Annotated in this window: 12 protein-coding genes; all 12 read left to right on the forward strand. The window is 61.3% G+C overall.

Features of this window, described 5'->3' with window-relative positions; all coding sequences use genetic code 11:
• Positions 1 to 18: 18 nt before the first annotated feature.
• The 12 genes from dksA (at position 19) to ACSPX5_RS19245 (ending at position 15,933) form a co-directional block, all read left to right on the forward strand.
• The gene (gene dksA / locus ACSPX5_RS19190; RefSeq protein WP_169431944.1) at positions 19 to 462 is read left to right on the forward strand and encodes an RNA polymerase-binding protein DksA; all 444 of its coding nucleotides are present in this window, start codon (positions 19 to 21) and stop codon (positions 460 to 462) included.
• 83 nt (positions 463 to 545) lie between these two features.
• Positions 546 to 1,442, forward strand: coding sequence for a tRNA glutamyl-Q(34) synthetase GluQRS (gluQRS, locus tag ACSPX5_RS19195; protein ID WP_439820091.1), 897 nt, complete (start codon positions 546 to 548; stop codon positions 1,440 to 1,442).
• 77 nt (positions 1,443 to 1,519) lie between these two features.
• Positions 1,520 to 1,696 carry a hypothetical protein gene (locus tag ACSPX5_RS19200; RefSeq protein ID WP_003176118.1) on the forward strand — a complete coding sequence of 59 codons (177 nt, stop codon included), beginning with the start codon at positions 1,520 to 1,522 and terminating at the stop codon, positions 1,694 to 1,696.
• Positions 1,680 to 4,634: a sensor histidine kinase gene (locus ACSPX5_RS19205; protein WP_207864787.1), complete on the forward strand. Its 2,955-nt coding sequence runs from the start codon at positions 1,680 to 1,682 to the stop codon at positions 4,632 to 4,634. Before ACSPX5_RS19200 ends, ACSPX5_RS19205 begins: the two co-directional genes overlap by 17 nt.
• Positions 4,635 to 4,656: 22 nt before the next feature.
• A complete protein-coding gene (locus ACSPX5_RS19210; RefSeq protein WP_169431947.1) occupies positions 4,657 to 6,093 on the forward strand; it encodes a sigma-54-dependent transcriptional regulator in 1,437 nt (478 codons plus the stop codon).
• A gap of 734 nt (positions 6,094 to 6,827) precedes the next feature.
• Positions 6,828 to 8,228: a polynucleotide adenylyltransferase PcnB gene (locus ACSPX5_RS19215; protein ID WP_439820092.1), complete on the forward strand. Its 1,401-nt coding sequence runs from the start codon at positions 6,828 to 6,830 to the stop codon at positions 8,226 to 8,228.
• Between the two features lie 3 nt (positions 8,229 to 8,231).
• Positions 8,232 to 8,717, forward strand: coding sequence for a 2-amino-4-hydroxy-6-hydroxymethyldihydropteridine diphosphokinase (gene folK, locus ACSPX5_RS19220; RefSeq protein WP_169431949.1), 486 nt, complete (start codon positions 8,232 to 8,234; stop codon positions 8,715 to 8,717).
• Positions 8,718 to 9,026: 309 nt separating this feature from the next.
• Complete coding sequence (gene panB / locus ACSPX5_RS19225) at positions 9,027 to 9,827, forward strand: 3-methyl-2-oxobutanoate hydroxymethyltransferase (RefSeq protein WP_169431950.1); 801 nt, start codon at positions 9,027 to 9,029, stop codon at positions 9,825 to 9,827.
• Positions 9,824 to 10,684 carry a pantoate--beta-alanine ligase gene (gene panC / locus ACSPX5_RS19230; protein ID WP_169431951.1) on the forward strand — a complete coding sequence of 287 codons (861 nt, stop codon included), beginning with the start codon at positions 9,824 to 9,826 and terminating at the stop codon, positions 10,682 to 10,684. The genes panB and panC overlap by 4 nt, the downstream gene beginning before the upstream one ends.
• 415 nt (positions 10,685 to 11,099) lie before the next feature.
• Complete coding sequence (gene pgi / locus ACSPX5_RS19235; protein WP_085612637.1) at positions 11,100 to 12,764, forward strand: glucose-6-phosphate isomerase; 1,665 nt, start codon at positions 11,100 to 11,102, stop codon at positions 12,762 to 12,764.
• Between the two features lie 114 nt (positions 12,765 to 12,878).
• Positions 12,879 to 14,816, forward strand: a complete 1,938-nt coding sequence (gene acs, locus ACSPX5_RS19240) for an acetate--CoA ligase (protein WP_169431952.1) — start codon at positions 12,879 to 12,881, stop codon at positions 14,814 to 14,816.
• A 100-nt stretch (positions 14,817 to 14,916) separates the two neighbouring features.
• Positions 14,917 to 15,933, forward strand: a complete 1,017-nt coding sequence (locus ACSPX5_RS19245) for a class I SAM-dependent rRNA methyltransferase (RefSeq protein ID WP_439820093.1) — start codon at positions 14,917 to 14,919, stop codon at positions 15,931 to 15,933.
• Positions 15,934 to 15,988: the final 55 nt, after the last annotated feature.

The following is a 15,988-nucleotide window of genomic DNA, read 5'->3' on the forward strand; positions in this document are numbered from 1 at the left end:
GTAGAGGCGGTCCATTTCATGCCCACCCAAGCAAAGCAACAGGCAAGTCAGACCCTCAGCGGTTTCGAACCCTACGTCCCGAAAGCGGGCGAAGAGTACATGGGCGCTCCAATGCGCGCGCACTTCACCAAGATCCTGTCCAAGTGGAAGCAGGAGTTGATGCAGGAAGTCGACCGCACTGTTGATCACATGAAAGACGAAGCGGCCAACTTTCCTGATCCGGCCGACCGTGCCAGCCAGGAAGAAGAGTTCGCCCTCGAGCTGCGCGCCCGCGACCGCGAGCGCAAACTGATCAAGAAGATCGACAAGACCCTGCAACTGATCGAAGACGAAGAGTACGGCTGGTGCGACTCTTGCGGCATCGAGATCGGCGTCAAGCGCCTCGAAGCCCGCCCGACTGCCGACATGTGCGTCGACTGCAAGAACCTGGCGGAAATCAAGGAAAAGCAGGTCGGCAAGTAATCCCGACCTGAACGAAAAACGGAGCGTGCGAACGCTCCGTTTTTGTTTCTGCCGTTTTTTACTCTTCAAGTAACATCGCCCTCATGACTGCCAACACTTCCCCCGCCTACATCGGCCGCTTCGCCCCCACGCCCAGTGGCCACCTGCACTTCGGTTCGCTGGTCGCCGCCCTCGCTTCCTATCTGGACGCCCGCTCGGTGAACGGCCGCTGGCTGGTGCGCATGGAAGACCTCGATCCGCCCCGTGAAGAGCCCGGCGCGCAAGCGGCGATTCTCAAGGCGCTGGAAAGCTATGGCTTCGAATGGGACGGCGAAATGGTCCGTCAGAGCGATCGGCATGAGGCTTACGCTCAGGTGCTCGACAGCTTGTTCAATCACGGCCTCGCCTACGCCTGCACCTGTTCGCGCAAACAGCTGGAGCCGTATCACGGCATTTATCCTGGGCTATGCCGCAACGCCGGCCATGACCAGGAAGATGCCGCAATTCGCCTGCGCGTACCGGAGCTGGAATATCACTTCATCGACCGGGTGCAGGGCCAATACCGCCAGCATCTGGGCCGCGACGTGGGTGATTTCGTGATCCGCCGCCGCGACGGTCTCTACGCCTACCAACTGGCGGTGGTGCTGGACGATGCCTGGCAGGGCATCACCGACATCGTGCGCGGTGCCGATCTGCTCGACTCGACGCCGCGCCAGCTGTACCTGCAAGAACTGCTGGGCCTGCGTCAGCCGCGTTATCTGCACTTGCCCCTGATCACCCAACCGGACGGCAACAAGCTCGGCAAGTCCTATCGCTCGCCACCGCTGGAAGCCGATCAGGCCACGCCATTGTTGCTGAGAGCCTTGCGTGCGCTGGGGCAAGAGCCGGGGCCCGAACTGACCCACGCCTCGCCGCAGGAGCTGCTGAAATGGGGCAGCACCCACTGGGATGCGACAAAGATCCCGCGCACACTGACCCTGCCCGAAGCGCGACTGCTGTGACGACACTTGCAGTGGCGCGCCCATCCGTTACCATCGCCGCACGTTTTCGGGCACGCGCATAAAAAAGAGAGGCCGGGATGTACATCTATCGCTTGGTCCTGCTTCTGGTCGTGGGGATCTACCTGTTTTCTCCTGCCATCATGGATTGGTGGATCGACGCTACGGGCGCCTGGTATCGCCCTTATCTGCTCTGGCTGATCCTGATTGTCGTGACCTTCATCCTGCAGAGCCAAAAAGATGCCGATGAGCTTTAGCCTGACCCAGATGCTGCTGATCAGCGCCGCCTACCTGGCCGCGTTGTTCGGCGTGGCCTGGATCAGTGAACGGGGCATGATCCCGCGGGCGATCATTCGCCATCCGTTGACCTACACCCTGTCGCTGGGGGTCTACGCCAGTGCGTGGGCGTTCTACGGCACGGTGGGTCTGGCTTATCAGTATGGCTACGGCTTTCTGTCCAGCTATCTCGGGGTGTCCGGCGCGTTCCTGCTGGCGCCGGTGCTGCTGTATCCGATCCTCAAGATCACCCGCACCTATCAGCTGTCGTCGCTGGCGGACCTGTTCGCCTTCCGCTTTCGCAGCACCTGGGCCGGTGCACTGACCACGATTTTCATGCTGATCGGCGTCCTGCCATTGCTGGCCCTGCAGATTCAGGCCGTAGCCGATTCCATCGGCATCCTCACCGGCGAACCGGTGCAGAATCGCGTAGCCCTGGCGTTCTGTGCGCTGATCATCCTGTTCACGATTTTCTTCGGCTCCCGTCACATCGCCACCCGTGAAAAGCACGAGGGGCTGGTCTTCGCGATTGCCTTCGAATCGGTGATCAAACTGGTGGCCCTCGGCGGCGTGGGCCTCTACGCGCTGTACGGCGTATTCGATGGCCCGCAACAGCTCGAACTGTGGCTGCTGCAGAACCAGACCGCCCTCGCCGCCCTGCACACCCCGTTGCAGGAAGGCCCGTGGCGCACGTTGCTGCTGGTGTTTTTCGCCTCGGCGATCGTGATGCCGCACATGTATCACATGACCTTCACCGAAAACCTCAATCCGCGCTCGCTGGTCAGCGCGAGCTGGGGTCTGCCGCTGTTCCTGCTGCTGATGAGCCTGGCCGTGCCGCTGATTCTCTGGGCCGGCCTGAAGCTCGGCGCCACCACCAATCCGGAATACTTCACCCTCGGCATCGGCATCGCCGCCAACAGCAAATCGCTGGCATTGCTGGCGTATGTCGGCGGTCTGTCGGCGGCCAGCGGCCTGATCATTGTCACCACACTGGCGCTGTCGGGCATGGCCCTGAACCACCTGGTGCTGCCGCTCTATCAGCCACCGGCCGAGGGCAATATCTATCGCTGGCTGAAATGGACCCGCCGGGCGCTGATCGTCGCGATCATCATGGCCGGCTTCTGCTTCTACCTGATGCTGGGCGCCGAGCAGGACCTGGCCAACCTCGGCATCGTCGCTTTCGTAGCCACCCTGCAGTTTCTGCCCGGTGTGCTGTCGGTGCTGTACTGGCCGACCGCCAATCGTCGCGGCTTTATCGCTGGTCTGCTGGCGGGGATCGTGGTGTGGGTCGTGACCATGCTGCTGCCGCTGGTCGGCAATCTGCAGGGTTTCTATATTCCGCTGCTGAACATGATCTATGTGCTGGACGACACCAGCTGGCACATGGCGGCCATCGCCTCGCTGGCGGCCAACGTCTTGATGTTCACGCTGATTTCGCTGTTCACCAATGCCAGCCCCGAAGAGGCCAGCGCTGCCGAAGCCTGCGCTGTGGATAACGTGCGCCGTCCGCAACGCCGCGAACTGCACGCCGCCTCGCCACAGGAATTCGCCACGCAACTGGCCAAGCCCCTGGGCGCCAAGGCTGCACAGAAGGAAGTCGAGCAGGCCCTGCGCGACCTTTATCTGCCTTTCGATGAACGCCGCCCTTATGCCTTGCGTCGCTTGCGTGACCGGATCGAAGCCAACCTCTCCGGCCTGATGGGCCCGAGCGTAGCCCAGGACATGGTGGAAACCTTCCTGCCGTACAAGGCCGGCGGCGAAAACTACGTCACCGAAGACATCCACTTCATCGAAAGCCGCCTCGAGGATTACCACTCGCGCCTCACCGGCCTGGCTGCCGAACTCGATGCCCTGCGCCGCTACCACCGCCAGACCTTGCAGGAACTGCCGATGGGCGTCTGCTCGCTGGCCAAGGATCAGGAGATCCTGATGTGGAACAAGGCCATGGAAGAGCTGACCGGGATTGCCGCGCAACGGGTCGTCGGCTCGCGCCTGAGTACCATTGCCAATCCGTGGAAAGAATTGCTGCAAGGTTTCATCAACCTGCCCGACGAACATTTGCACAAGCAGCATCTGGCGCTCGACGGCCAGACCCGCTGGCTGAACCTGCACAAAGCGGCCATCGACGAGCCGTTGGCACCGGGTAACAGCGGCCTCGTGCTGTTGGTGGAAGACCTGACCGAAACCCAGATGCTCGAAGACAAACTGGTGCACTCCGAACGCCTGGCCAGCATCGGTCGTCTCGCGGCCGGCGTGGCGCATGAAATCGGCAACCCGATCACCGGCATTGCCTGTCTTGCGCAAAATCTTCGGGAAGAACGCGAAGAAGACGGCGAACTGACGGAAATCAGCGGCCAGATCCTCGAGCAGACCAAACGCGTGTCACGCATCGTGCAGTCGTTGATGAGCTTCGCCCATGCCGGCAGCCATCAGCACAGCGACGAGCCCGTCTGTCTGGCGGAAGTGGCTCAGGACGCCATCGGTCTGCTGGCGTTGAACCGGCGCAACTTCGAAGTCCAGTTCTACAACCTGTGCGACCCGGATCACTGGGTTGAAGGCGACCCGCAACGTCTCGCCCAGGTGTTGATCAATCTGCTCTCCAACGCCCGTGACGCCTCGCCTGCCGGCAGTGCGGTGCGGGTCAAGAGCGAAGCCGGCGAACACACGGTCGATCTGATCGTCGAGGACGAAGGCAGCGGTATTCCATCGAGCATCATGGACCGATTGTTCGAACCCTTCTTCACCACCAAGGATCCTGGCGAAGGCACCGGTCTGGGCCTTGCACTGGTCTATTCCATCGTTGAAGAGCATTATGGACAAATCACCATCGACAGCCCGGCTGATGTTCAGAGCCAGCGCGGCACCCGTATCCGGGTGACTTTGCCGCGCCATGTCGAAGCGACGTCCGCTGTGAACTGAGACCGTCGAGAGTATCGAATCAATGCCGCACATTTTGATCGTCGAAGACGAAACCATTATCCGCTCCGCCTTGCGCCGCCTGCTGGAACGCAACCAGTACCAGGTCAGCGAAGCCGGTTCAGTGCAGGAAGCACAAGAACGCTTCAGTATTCCCACATTCGATCTGATCGTCAGCGACCTGCGTCTGCCGGGTGCTCCGGGCACCGAGCTGATCAAGCTCGGCCAGGGCACGCCGGTGCTGATCATGACCAGCTACGCCAGCCTGCGCTCGGCGGTCGACTCGATGAAGATGGGTGCGGTGGATTACATCGCCAAGCCTTTCGACCACGATGAAATGCTTCAGGCTGTCGCGCGGATCCTGCGTGATCGCCAGTCAGCGCCTGCCGCCGGTGAAGCAGCGCCTTCCAAATCGGCCAACGGCAACGGCAAATCCGCCATCGACAACAGCAATGGCGAGATCGGCATCATCGGCTCCTGCCCGCCGATGCAGGACCTTTACGGCAAGATCCGTAAAGTCGCCCCGACCGATTCCAATGTGCTGATCCAGGGCGAGTCCGGCACCGGTAAAGAGCTGGTGGCCCGCGCCCTGCACAACCTGTCGAAACGCGCCAAGGCACCGATGATCTCGGTGAACTGCGCCGCCATTCCGGAAAGCCTGATCGAGTCCGAACTGTTCGGTCACGAGAAAGGCGCGTTCACCGGAGCCAGCGCCGGTCGCGCCGGTCTGGTGGAAGCGGCAGACGGAGGCACGCTGTTCCTCGACGAGATTGGCGAACTGCCTCTGGAAGCTCAGGCCCGCCTGTTGCGCGTACTGCAGGAAGGCGAAATTCGCCGGGTTGGCTCGGTGCAGTCGCAGAAGGTCGATGTCCGGTTGATCGCTGCAACCCACCGGGACCTCAAGAGCCTGGCGAAAATCGGCCAGTTCCGTGAGGACTTGTACTACCGCCTCCACGTGATCGCGTTGAAACTGCCAGCCCTGCGCGAGCGCGGCGCCGACGTCAACGAAATCGCCAATGCGTTCCTCGCTCGCCAGAGCGCGCGCATTAACCGCACCGACCTGAAATTTGCCGCCGATGCCGAACAGGCGATCCGGCACTATTCCTGGCCGGGCAACGTGCGGGAACTGGAAAACGCCGTCGAGCGCGCCGTGATTCTGAGTGAAAGCCCGGAAATCTCCGCCGACCTGCTGGGCATCGACATCGAGCTGGGGGATCTGGAGGACGACGAGTTCATCGGTCTGCCGGCGCAACCGGCCGGTAACGCCAGCAACAGCAGCCACGAGCCGACCGAAGATCTGTCGCTGGAAGATTACTTTCAGCATTTCGTGCTCGAGCATCAGGACCACATGACCGAGACTGAACTGGCGCGCAAACTGGGCGTCAGCCGCAAATGCCTGTGGGAACGCCGTCAGCGTCTGGGCATTCCACGGCGCAAGACCGGGGTCGCCAGCGAGAGCTGAACGTTACCTGTCGAGCGTGCGGGTAACGGTTGAGGATGTGAAAAAACTGTTACCTCAGTCTTTTCACGTAACAGAAGCCGGGGTTATCGGTAACGAAACCCCGGCTTTTTTTCGCCCCGAGAAAACGGTTATATCGACCTAACCCCTTGTTTTATTGGGGTTCGCAAAAGTTGGCACGGCCCCTGCTATATCTTTGGTACAAGAACAATAACAAGCAATGCACAAGACAATAAAAATAAGACGAATCGACTCACGCAAAATAAAAACAAGACGGCGAGAGGCGCAGCTAACTGATTCTTTTGGAGAGGCGTTGTATTTGGGGCTTGCCCCACGACCAGGCCGAGAACAACAAAAACTGTCCTAAGACAGAGCCTGTACTGGTTGGATCGAGAGATCACTGCAATTCAGCGACCAAAGCAATCCGTTTGCTCTTGGCTCCCGATTGGGAGGGTCATGAAGGAAAAGCTTCATGGCGAGGGCACTCAACAAAAACAAGAAGCCCGAATCAATAATAAAAAGAGCACGCAACTACTTCTTGGGGAGCTTCGGCTCCCCTTGTAGTTTCTCCTTTCCGGGAAATTCTCCCTTTCTGACGCATCTCCACCCCTCTAGCCTGCGGCCTGCAGCGCAAAACGGCAGCGTCCTACACCATCCCTCGACTAAATGCTAGAATCCCGGCCCATCATGCGGTCATTCTCTGGTATGGCCGAACATTCCTTCAAACAGTGCATCCCATGCTGAAGAAGCTGTTCCAGTCATTCCGAACTCCCCTGCGTCGTACGCAACACATCCGTAGCACGCCTGAAGTCCTCAACAGCGGCCAACATTCGCTGCAAAAGGCGCAATTCAGCCGATACGCGGTCAACATCGTCGAACGTCTGCAGGGCGCCGGCTACCAGGCCTATCTGGTTGGCGGCTGCGTGCGAGACATGCTGCTGGGCATCACGCCCAAAGACTTTGACGTTGCCACCAGCGCCACCCCCGAGCAGGTCCGCGCCGAATTCCGCAATGCGCGGATCATCGGTCGCCGCTTCAAGCTGGTACACATCCATTTCGGTCGCGAAATCATCGAGGTCGCGACCTTCCGTGCCAATCACCCGCAAAACGAAGACGACGAAGACAGCAACCAGTCTTCGCGCAATGAAAGCGGGCGCATTCTGCGCGACAACGTCTACGGCACCCTGGAAGAAGACGCGCAACGCCGCGACTTCACTATCAATGCCCTGTATTACGATCCGGTCAGCGAGCGCATCCTCGACTACGCCAACGGCGTGCACGACATCCGCAATCACCTGATCCGCCTGATCGGCGACCCGAAACAGCGCTACCAGGAAGACCCGGTACGGATGCTGCGGGCCGTGCGTTTCGCCGCCAAGCTCAACTTCGGCATCGAAAAGCACACCGTGCAGCCGATCCGCGAACTGGCGCCGATGCTGCGCGAGATTCCGTCGGCCCGGCTGTTCGAGGAAGTGCTCAAGCTGTTCCTCTCCGGGCATGGCGCCATCACCTTCGAGATGCTGGTCGACCTGCAGTTGTTCGCGCCGTTGTTCCCGGCCAGCGACGATGCGCTGGAATACAACCCGGAATATACCCACACGCTGATCAGCGAAGCGCTGACCAACACCGACTTGCGGATCAAGCAGAACAAACCGGTGACCCCGGCGTTCCTGTTCGCCGCGTTGCTGTGGCCAGCCCTGCCGGCCCGCGTGTTGCGTCTGCAGGAACGTGGCATGCCGCCGATTCCGGCGATGCAGGAAGCTGCCCACGAGTTGATCGCCGAACAGTGCCAGCGCATTGCGATTCCAAAACGCTTCACCATGCCGATCCGCGAGATCTGGGACATGCAGGAACGTCTGCCACGCCGCAGCGGCAAACGCGCCGACCTGTTGCTGGACAATCCGCGCTTCCGCGCCGGCTATGACTTCCTGCTGTTGCGTGAAAGCGCCGGTGAGCAGACCGATGGCCTGGGCGAATGGTGGACCGACTATCAGGACGCCAACGACAGCGAGCGCCGCGACATGATCCGCGATCTCAGCGGCAAGGAAGACGGCGCCAGCGGTGCGCCACGCAAGCGTCGCCGCAGCGGCGGTTCCAAGCGCAAGCGCGCCGGCGCACCGAGCGCCACGGGCGAATAAGGCATGGAACGCATCTACATCGGCATGGGCAGCAACCTGGCTGACCCGGCCGAGCAACTGCGCAGTGCGGTCGACTCACTGGGGCAACTGCCGGATACGGTCCTGGCTGGCGTGTCTGCCTTTTACCAGAGCGACTCGCTGCTGCCGGGCCAGCCGCGTTATACCAACGCGGTCGCAGCGCTCGACAGCACACTCGCTCCGCTGCAACTGCTCGATGCCTTGCAAGCCATCGAAAACGGTCAGGGTCGCGAACGTCTGGAGCGCTGGGGTCCTCGCACCCTGGATCTGGACATCCTGCTGTTCGGTGACCGCCTGATCGATGAGCCGCGCCTGAAAGTCCCGCATTACCACATGCAGGAGCGTGCATTCGTCCTGTATCCCCTGGCCGAACTGGCCCCCGAAGATCTGCGCCTTGCCGATGGCCGCACCCTTGCCGATCTTCTCGCAGCCTGCCCGTTCGTCGGCCTCGAACGCCTTCCCCACCCCTGACATCTATCCCACATCGACTTATGCAAATCCCGGTTTTTGTCGGACAAAAACTACGCAAATCAGGCCCGCCGGCCCGCTGAATCGCATCAGTAACGCCGGTAACACTCCCGTCGTAACAATGCGGTAACACATGCAATTGACTTCCTGAGGCCTCATCACGACTATAGGCGTCCCGCTGCCGCCAACCCGGCATACAAGGGCGCAATCCAGGCCTTATAAGCACGACAAAAGAGCGTGCGCCTGAATAGATGACGAATCACGCGCGTTACTCGCAGTAGTTTCCAAAGCGCCTGAACGAGGATTTCTTACATGCCAGCCATCACTCTGACCACGCTCCAGAGCCTCAAGCAGAAAGGTGAAAAGATCACCATGCTGACCTGCTATGACGCGACCTTCGCCCACGCCTGCAACGAGGCTGGTGTTGAAGTGCTGCTGGTGGGCGACTCCCTCGGCATGGTCCTGCAAGGTCACGACAGCACCCTGCCGGTGACCATTGCGGAAATGGCCTACCACACCGCCTGCGTCAAGCGCGGCAACACCGACGCCCTGATCCTGGCCGACCTGCCGTTCATGGCCAACGCGACCCTCGAGCAAACCATGACCAACAGCGCCATGCTGATGCAGGCCGGCGCGCACATGGTCAAGGTCGAAGGTGCGCTGTGGCTGGCGGATTCGATCCGCCTGCTGGCCGAACGCGGCGTACCGGTCTGCGCCCACATGGGCCTGACCCCGCAAGCCGTGAACATTCTCGGTGGCTATAAAGTGCAGGGGCGCAACGAGAACCAGGCACGCCAGATGCGTGCCGACGCGATCTCCCTGGAGCAGGCCGGCGCGGCGATGCTGCTGCTCGAATGCGTGCCAAGCGAACTGGCTGCCGAAATCAGCCAGGCGGTGAAAATCCCGGTGATCGGCATCGGCGCCGGCACCGACACCGACGGTCAGGTACTGGTCCTGCACGATATGCTCGGCCTGTCGATCAGTGGCCGCGTGCCAAAGTTCGTGAAGAACTTCATGCAGGGTCAGGACAGCATCCAGTCCGCACTGAAGGCTTATGTGAACGAAGTCAAAGCCACCACTTTCCCTGGGATAGAACACGGATTCTCTGCATGAACACCGTCAAAACCGTACGTGAACTGCGCGCCGCCGTGGCTCGCGCCCGCAGTGAGGGCAAGCGCATCGGCTTCGTCCCGACCATGGGCAACCTGCACAGCGGCCACATCGCATTGATCACCAAGGCCAAACAGCGTGTGGATTTCGTGGTCGCGAGCATTTTCGTCAACCCGCTGCAGTTCGGCGCCGGCGAAGACCTCGACAAATACCCGCGTACGCTGGCCGCGGATCAGGAAAAACTGCTGGAAGCCGGTTGCTCCCTGTTGTTCGCCCCGACAGTCGAAGAAATGTACCCCGATGGCATGGCCGGTCAGACCCGGGTCAGCGTGCCACAGCTTTCCGAAGGCCTGTGCGGCGCCAGCCGTCCGGGACACTTCGAAGGCGTGGCGACCGTGGTCAGCAAGCTGTTCAACATGGTCCAGCCGGACCTGGCGATCTTCGGTCAGAAAGACTTCCAGCAACTGGCGGTGATCCGCGCGCTGGTGCATGACCTGAACATGCCGATCCAGATCATCGGCGAGCCAACCGTACGTGCTGCCGACGGTCTGGCGCTGTCGTCGCGCAACGGCTTTCTCAGCGAAGAACAGCGTGCCGTGGCACCGGTGGTCTATCGCACCCTGTGCGCCATTGCCGACTCGATCAAGCAAGGCGAGCGCGATTTCCCGGCGTTGATCCAGGCTCAGCGGCAACAGCTGGAAGTGGCCGGTCTGCGGCCGGACTACCTGGAAATCCGCCACGCCGTGACCCTGCGTCCGGCGACGGCAGAAGATCGTGATCTGGTGATTCTGGTGGCTGCGTTCCTCGGCACCACCCGATTGATCGACAACCTGCACCTGAATCTCGATACCCCCGCGTAAACACCGCCATCCCCCTGTGGGAGCCTGCCTGCAGGCGAAAGCGATCCATCGGTCAGAAATGATGCTGACTGCAGGGCCGTAATCGCCAGCAGACTGGCTCCCACATTGCTTTTTATCACCTGCGGCGTGTATTGCTGCCTACCTGCCCATCGGGCAAACTGCCCGCCGTTCTACTCGCGCGATGAGCAGGGACTTGCTTGCATTACCCGCCGTCTGTCGGCCTCTCCTGTTATCGATGTTAAAAAAGTACAGGTAACAGGTCAGAAGAAGCCAAGACAGATCGCAGCGCTGGGTTTACTGTATTCGCCCTGCGCCAAAGTAATCGTGTCGACGCAGTTGCCCCCTCGCCCAAACATGGCGGGGAGGTCTTTTCAGTGTTCAAAAGGCCGTTCAAGTAAAAAGGAAAACCGCAGCGATGGCGTACTACCGCACTCCTCATGACGTTACCGCTCTGCCTGCCTGGCAAGCGTTGAAAGATCACCGCCAAGCCATGCAGGATTTCAGCATGCGCGAAGCCTTCAACGCCGATCCGCAGCGCTTCAATCAGTTCACTCTCAGCAGCTGCGGACTGTTTCTCGACTATTCGAAGAATCTGATCAACGCCGAGACCCGCAACCTGCTGGTGGGTCTGGCCAATGAAGTCGATCTCAAGGGCGCGATCAAGGCCCTGTTCGACGGCGAAATCGTCAACTCCTCCGAAGGCCGCCCGGCGCTGCACACCGCCCTGCGTCGCCCGGTCGGCGACAAGCTGTCGGTCAACGGCGTCAACGTGATGCCTGAAGTACACAAGGTGCTGAACCAGATCACCGATCTCGTGGGCCGCATCCACGACGGTCTGTGGCGCGGTTACACCGAGAAGCCGATCACCGACGTGGTGAACATCGGCATCGGTGGCTCGTTCCTTGGCCCCGAGCTGGTCTCCGAAGCCCTGCTGTCCTATGCCCAGAAAGGCGTGCGTTGCCATTACCTGGCGAACATCGACGGCAGCGAATTCCACGAGCTGACGCAAAAACTGCGCGCCGAGACCACGCTGTTCATCGTTTCGTCGAAGTCGTTCAACACCCTCGAAACCCTGAAAAATGCCCAGGCCGCTCGCGCCTGGTACCTGGCCCAGGGTGGTTCGGAAGCCGAACTGTATCGCCACTTCATCGCCGTCTCGAGCAACAACGCGGCGGCCGTGGCCTTCGGTATCCGCGAAGAGAACATCTTCCCGATGTGGGACTGGGTCGGCGGTCGTTACTCGCTGTGGTCGGCCATCGGCCTGCCAATCGCGCTGGCCATCGGCATGTCCAACTTCAAGGAACTGCTGTCCGGTGCCTACACCATGGACCAGCACTTCCAGAGCGCGCCGTTCGAACAGAACATGCCGGTGCTGCTGGCCCTGCTCGGCGTGTGGTACGGCAACTTCTGGGGTGCGCAAAGCCACGCGATCCTGCCGTACGACCACTACCTGCGTAACATCACCAAGCACTTGCAACAGCTGGACATGGAATCCAACGGCAAGAGCGTGCGCCAGGACGGCACCGCAGTGTCGACCGATACCGGCCCGGTGATCTGGGGCGGCGTCGGCTGCAACGGTCAACACGCTTACCACCAGCTGCTGCACCAGGGCACCCAACTGATCCCGGCCGACTTCATCGTGCCAATCGTCAGCTTCAACCCGGTCTCCGACCACCACCAGTGGCTGTACGCCAACTGCCTGTCGCAGAGCCAGGCGCTGATGCTCGGCAAGACCCTGCCGGAAGCCGAAGCGGAACTGCGCGACAAGGGCATGAGCGAAGACCAGGTGCAGAAACTGGCACCGCACAAGGTGATCCCGGGCAATCGTCCGAGCAACACCCTGGTGGTCGAGCGCATCAGCCCGCGTCGTCTCGGCGCACTGGTGGCGATGTACGAACACAAAGTCTTCGTGCAAAGCGTGGTCTGGGGCATCAACGCCTTCGACCAGTGGGGCGTGGAACTGGGCAAGGAACTGGGCAAGGGCGTCTACAACCGTCTGGTCGGCAGCGAAGAAACCGCCGCTGAAGACGCGTCCACCCAAGGCCTGATCAACTACTTCCGCGGCCGTCACCGCGGCTGATCCAGCCCTGAACACACCCCCTCTCCATGAGGGGGTGTTTGTTTACAGGTATTGAACCCTCCCCGCTCTCGGCGCATCTTTATCCTTGTCGCACAACAAGAATAAGGAACCGTCATGTTCGATATCAGCACGTTCCCCAAAGCCGATGCCGTCCGCCGGGCAGCCCAGTTGAGTCAGGACGACTACCAGCGCCTGTACCGCGAATCCATTGAACACCCCAGCACCTTCTGGGCCGAACAGGCCACCCGCTTCCTCGACTGGAGCACACCGTGGCAGACCGTCCAGCGCTATGACCTGAAGACCGGCCAAGCCGCCTGGTTTGCCGGTGGCAAGCTGAACGTCAGCTACAACTGCATCGACCGTCATCTGGAAAAGCGTGGCGATCAGACCGCCATCCTCTGGGAAGGCGACGATCCCGCCGAATCCACGCAAATCACCTACAGCAAACTCCATCACCACGTCTGCCGCCTGGCCAACGTGCTGAAAAGCCGTGGCGTGAAGAAAGGCGACCGGGTGTGCATCTACATGCCGATGATTCCCGAAGCGGCCTACGCCATGCTGGCCTGCGCGCGGATCGGTGCGATTCACTCGGTGGTGTTTGGCGGTTTTTCACCGGACTCGTTACGCGACCGCATTCTCGACGCCGACTGCCGCACCGTGATCACCGCCGATGAAGGCGTGCGCGGTGGCAAATTCGTGCCGTTGAAACACAATGTCGACAAGGCCCTGCAGAGTTGCCCGAATGTCGGCACCGTCGTGGTGGTCGAGCGCACACAGAACAAAGTCAACTGGGTCGAAGGTCGCGACCTCTGGTATCACCAGGCCGTGCGTGACGTCAGCGACGATTGTCCGCCGGAACCGATGGACGCCGAAGATCCGCTGTTCATCCTCTACACCTCCGGCAGCACCGGCAAACCCAAGGGCGTGCTGCACACCACCGGCGGTTACCTGTTGCAGGCGGCGATGACCTTCAAGTACGTGCTCGACTACCGCGACGGCGAAGTGTTCTGGTGCACCGCCGACGTCGGCTGGGTCACCGGCCACAGTTACATCGTCTATGGCCCGCTGGCCAACGGCGCGACCACCCTGATCTTCGAAGGTGTGCCGAGTTACCCGAGCACATCGCGGTTCTGGCAGGTGATCGACAAGCACAAGGTCAACATCTTCTACACCGCTCCGACCGCGCTGCGCGCACTGATGCGCGAAGGTGCCGGTCCGTTGCAGGAAACGTCGCGGCAAAGCCTCAGATTGCTCGGCAGTGTCGGTGAGCCGATCAACCCGGAAGCGTGGGAATGGTATTTCAACGTGGTCGGCGAACAGCGCTGCCCGATCGTCGATACGTGGTGGCAGACCGAGACCGGCGGCATCATGCTCAGCCCGCTGGTCAGCGCCCAGCGAATCAAACCGGGCTGCGCCACCCAGCCGATGTTCGGCGTGCAACCGGTGCTGCTCGACGAGCACGGCAAGGAAATCAAGGGGGCCGGCAGCGGCGTGCTGGCGATCAAGTCGAGCTGGCCGGCGCAGATCCGCAGCGTCTACGGCGATCCGCAGCGCATGGTCGACACCTACTTCAAGCCCTACCCCGGCTACTACTTCACCGGCGACGGCGCCCGCCGCGACGAGGACGGCGACTACTGGATCACCGGGCGCATCGACGACGTGATCAATGTCTCCGGTCATCGCATTGGCACCGCCGAGGTCGAAAGCGCGCTGGTGCTGCACGACAGCATCGCCGAAGCCGCCGTGGTCGGTTATCCCCACGACGTCAAAGGCCAAGGGATTTATGCGTTCGTCACACCCATGAACGGCACCGAACCCAACGACGAACTGAAGAAAGAACTGCTGGCCCACGTCAGCAAGGAGATTGGCAGCTTCGCCAAACCGGACCTGATCCAGTGGGCCCCGGCCCTGCCGAAAACCCGCTCGGGCAAGATCATGCGGCGGATCCTGCGCAAGATCGCCTGCAACGAACTCGACAGTCTCGGCGATACCTCGACCCTGGCGGATCCGAGTGTGGTGCAGGGCTTGATCGATAAACGCTTGAACCAGTAAGCGCAGCGGCAAGCGGCGAGCCTCAAGCTTGAAGCTCGCCGCTTGCAGCCGAGTTGCTGCTAAACTCCCGCGCCCCGATTCCCTCCAGCAAGGCGCAAGCATGTCTTCCCTGAATCAGGCGCTGCGCGCCGCCCTCGATCAACGCCAGGATCTGCTCGCCGAGCTGCACAGCCAGGGCACGGATTGCTATCGCCTGTTCCATGGCAGCCAGGAAGGTGCCGGCGGCCTGACGGTCGACCGCTATGGCCCGCAACTGATGGTGCAGAGTTTCCACCAGACGCTGGAACTCACCGACCTGCTGCAACTGCACGCCACGGTGAATGAAACGCTGGGCTTGCAAACCTTGCTGGTCTACAACGACCGCTCCCGTGGCAACTCGCGCATCGACCGCGAAGACAGCGTCTACCGCGCCGAAGATGCAGCACTGGTTGATCTGGTCGGCCACGAATGGGGCCTGAACTACCGCGTGCGCGGACGCCATGCCGGGCAGGATCCGCTGCTGTTCCTCGACCTGCGCAACACCCGCGGCTGGGTCAAGGATCACGCCAGGGGCAAAAGCGTGCTCAACCTGTTCGCCTACACCTGTGGCGTCGGCCTCAGCGCGGCTGCCGGCGGTGCCCGCGAGGTATGCAATCTGGATTTCGCCGAAGGCAACCTGGCCGTCGGACGCGAGAACGGCTTGCTCAATCCGCAACTGCCGACCATGGAATTCATTCAGTCCGACTACTTCCCGGCGATCCGTCAGTTAGCCGGGCTGCCGATCAGTCAGCGTCGCGGGCAGAAACTGCCGAGCTATCAACGCCTCGAACAGCGCCAGTACGATCTGGTATTGCTTGATCCACCCGCGTGGGCCAAGAGCGCGTTCGGCACTGTCGACCTGCTTCGCGATTATCAGAGTCTGCTCAAGCCAGCCCTGCTGACCACCGCCGAAAACGGCGTGCTGATCTGCTGCAACAACCTGGCAAAAGTCAGCATGGACGACTGGCGCGAACAGGTGCTGCGTTGTGCCGAGAAGGCCGGGCGACCGGTGCGCGAGTGGAGCGTAATAACCCCGGGCCGGGACTTCCCCTCACTGGACGGGCAACCGCCGCTCAAGACCCTGATTCTCCAGCTCTGACTCCCCCCCGGCAGGAGCCCCCTTCGGCAGCGCCTACAGACATTGCAGAAAAATC

It is taken from the genome of Pseudomonas sp. HLG18 (assembly GCF_051903985.1).
Classification (GTDB): Bacteria; Pseudomonadota; Gammaproteobacteria; order Pseudomonadales; family Pseudomonadaceae; genus Aquipseudomonas; species Aquipseudomonas fluorescens_BT.

Coding starts and splice junctions, on each gene's coding strand:
- dksA (WP_169431944.1), top strand. CDS start 19: ATGCCCACCCAAGCAAAGCAACAGGCAAGTCAGACCCTCAGCGGTTTC.
- gluQRS (WP_439820091.1), top strand. CDS start 546: ATGACTGCCAACACTTCCCCCGCCTACATCGGCCGCTTCGCCCCCACG.
- ACSPX5_RS19200 (WP_003176118.1), top strand. CDS start 1,520: ATGTACATCTATCGCTTGGTCCTGCTTCTGGTCGTGGGGATCTACCTG.
- ACSPX5_RS19205 (WP_207864787.1), top strand. CDS start 1,680: ATGCCGATGAGCTTTAGCCTGACCCAGATGCTGCTGATCAGCGCCGCC.
- ACSPX5_RS19210 (WP_169431947.1), top strand. CDS start 4,657: ATGCCGCACATTTTGATCGTCGAAGACGAAACCATTATCCGCTCCGCC.
- ACSPX5_RS19215 (WP_439820092.1), top strand. CDS start 6,828: ATGCTGAAGAAGCTGTTCCAGTCATTCCGAACTCCCCTGCGTCGTACG.
- folK (WP_169431949.1), top strand. CDS start 8,232: ATGGAACGCATCTACATCGGCATGGGCAGCAACCTGGCTGACCCGGCC.
- panB (WP_169431950.1), top strand. CDS start 9,027: ATGCCAGCCATCACTCTGACCACGCTCCAGAGCCTCAAGCAGAAAGGT.
- panC (WP_169431951.1), top strand. CDS start 9,824: ATGAACACCGTCAAAACCGTACGTGAACTGCGCGCCGCCGTGGCTCGC.
- pgi (WP_085612637.1), top strand. CDS start 11,100: ATGGCGTACTACCGCACTCCTCATGACGTTACCGCTCTGCCTGCCTGG.
- acs (WP_169431952.1), top strand. CDS start 12,879: ATGTTCGATATCAGCACGTTCCCCAAAGCCGATGCCGTCCGCCGGGCA.
- ACSPX5_RS19245 (WP_439820093.1), top strand. CDS start 14,917: ATGTCTTCCCTGAATCAGGCGCTGCGCGCCGCCCTCGATCAACGCCAG.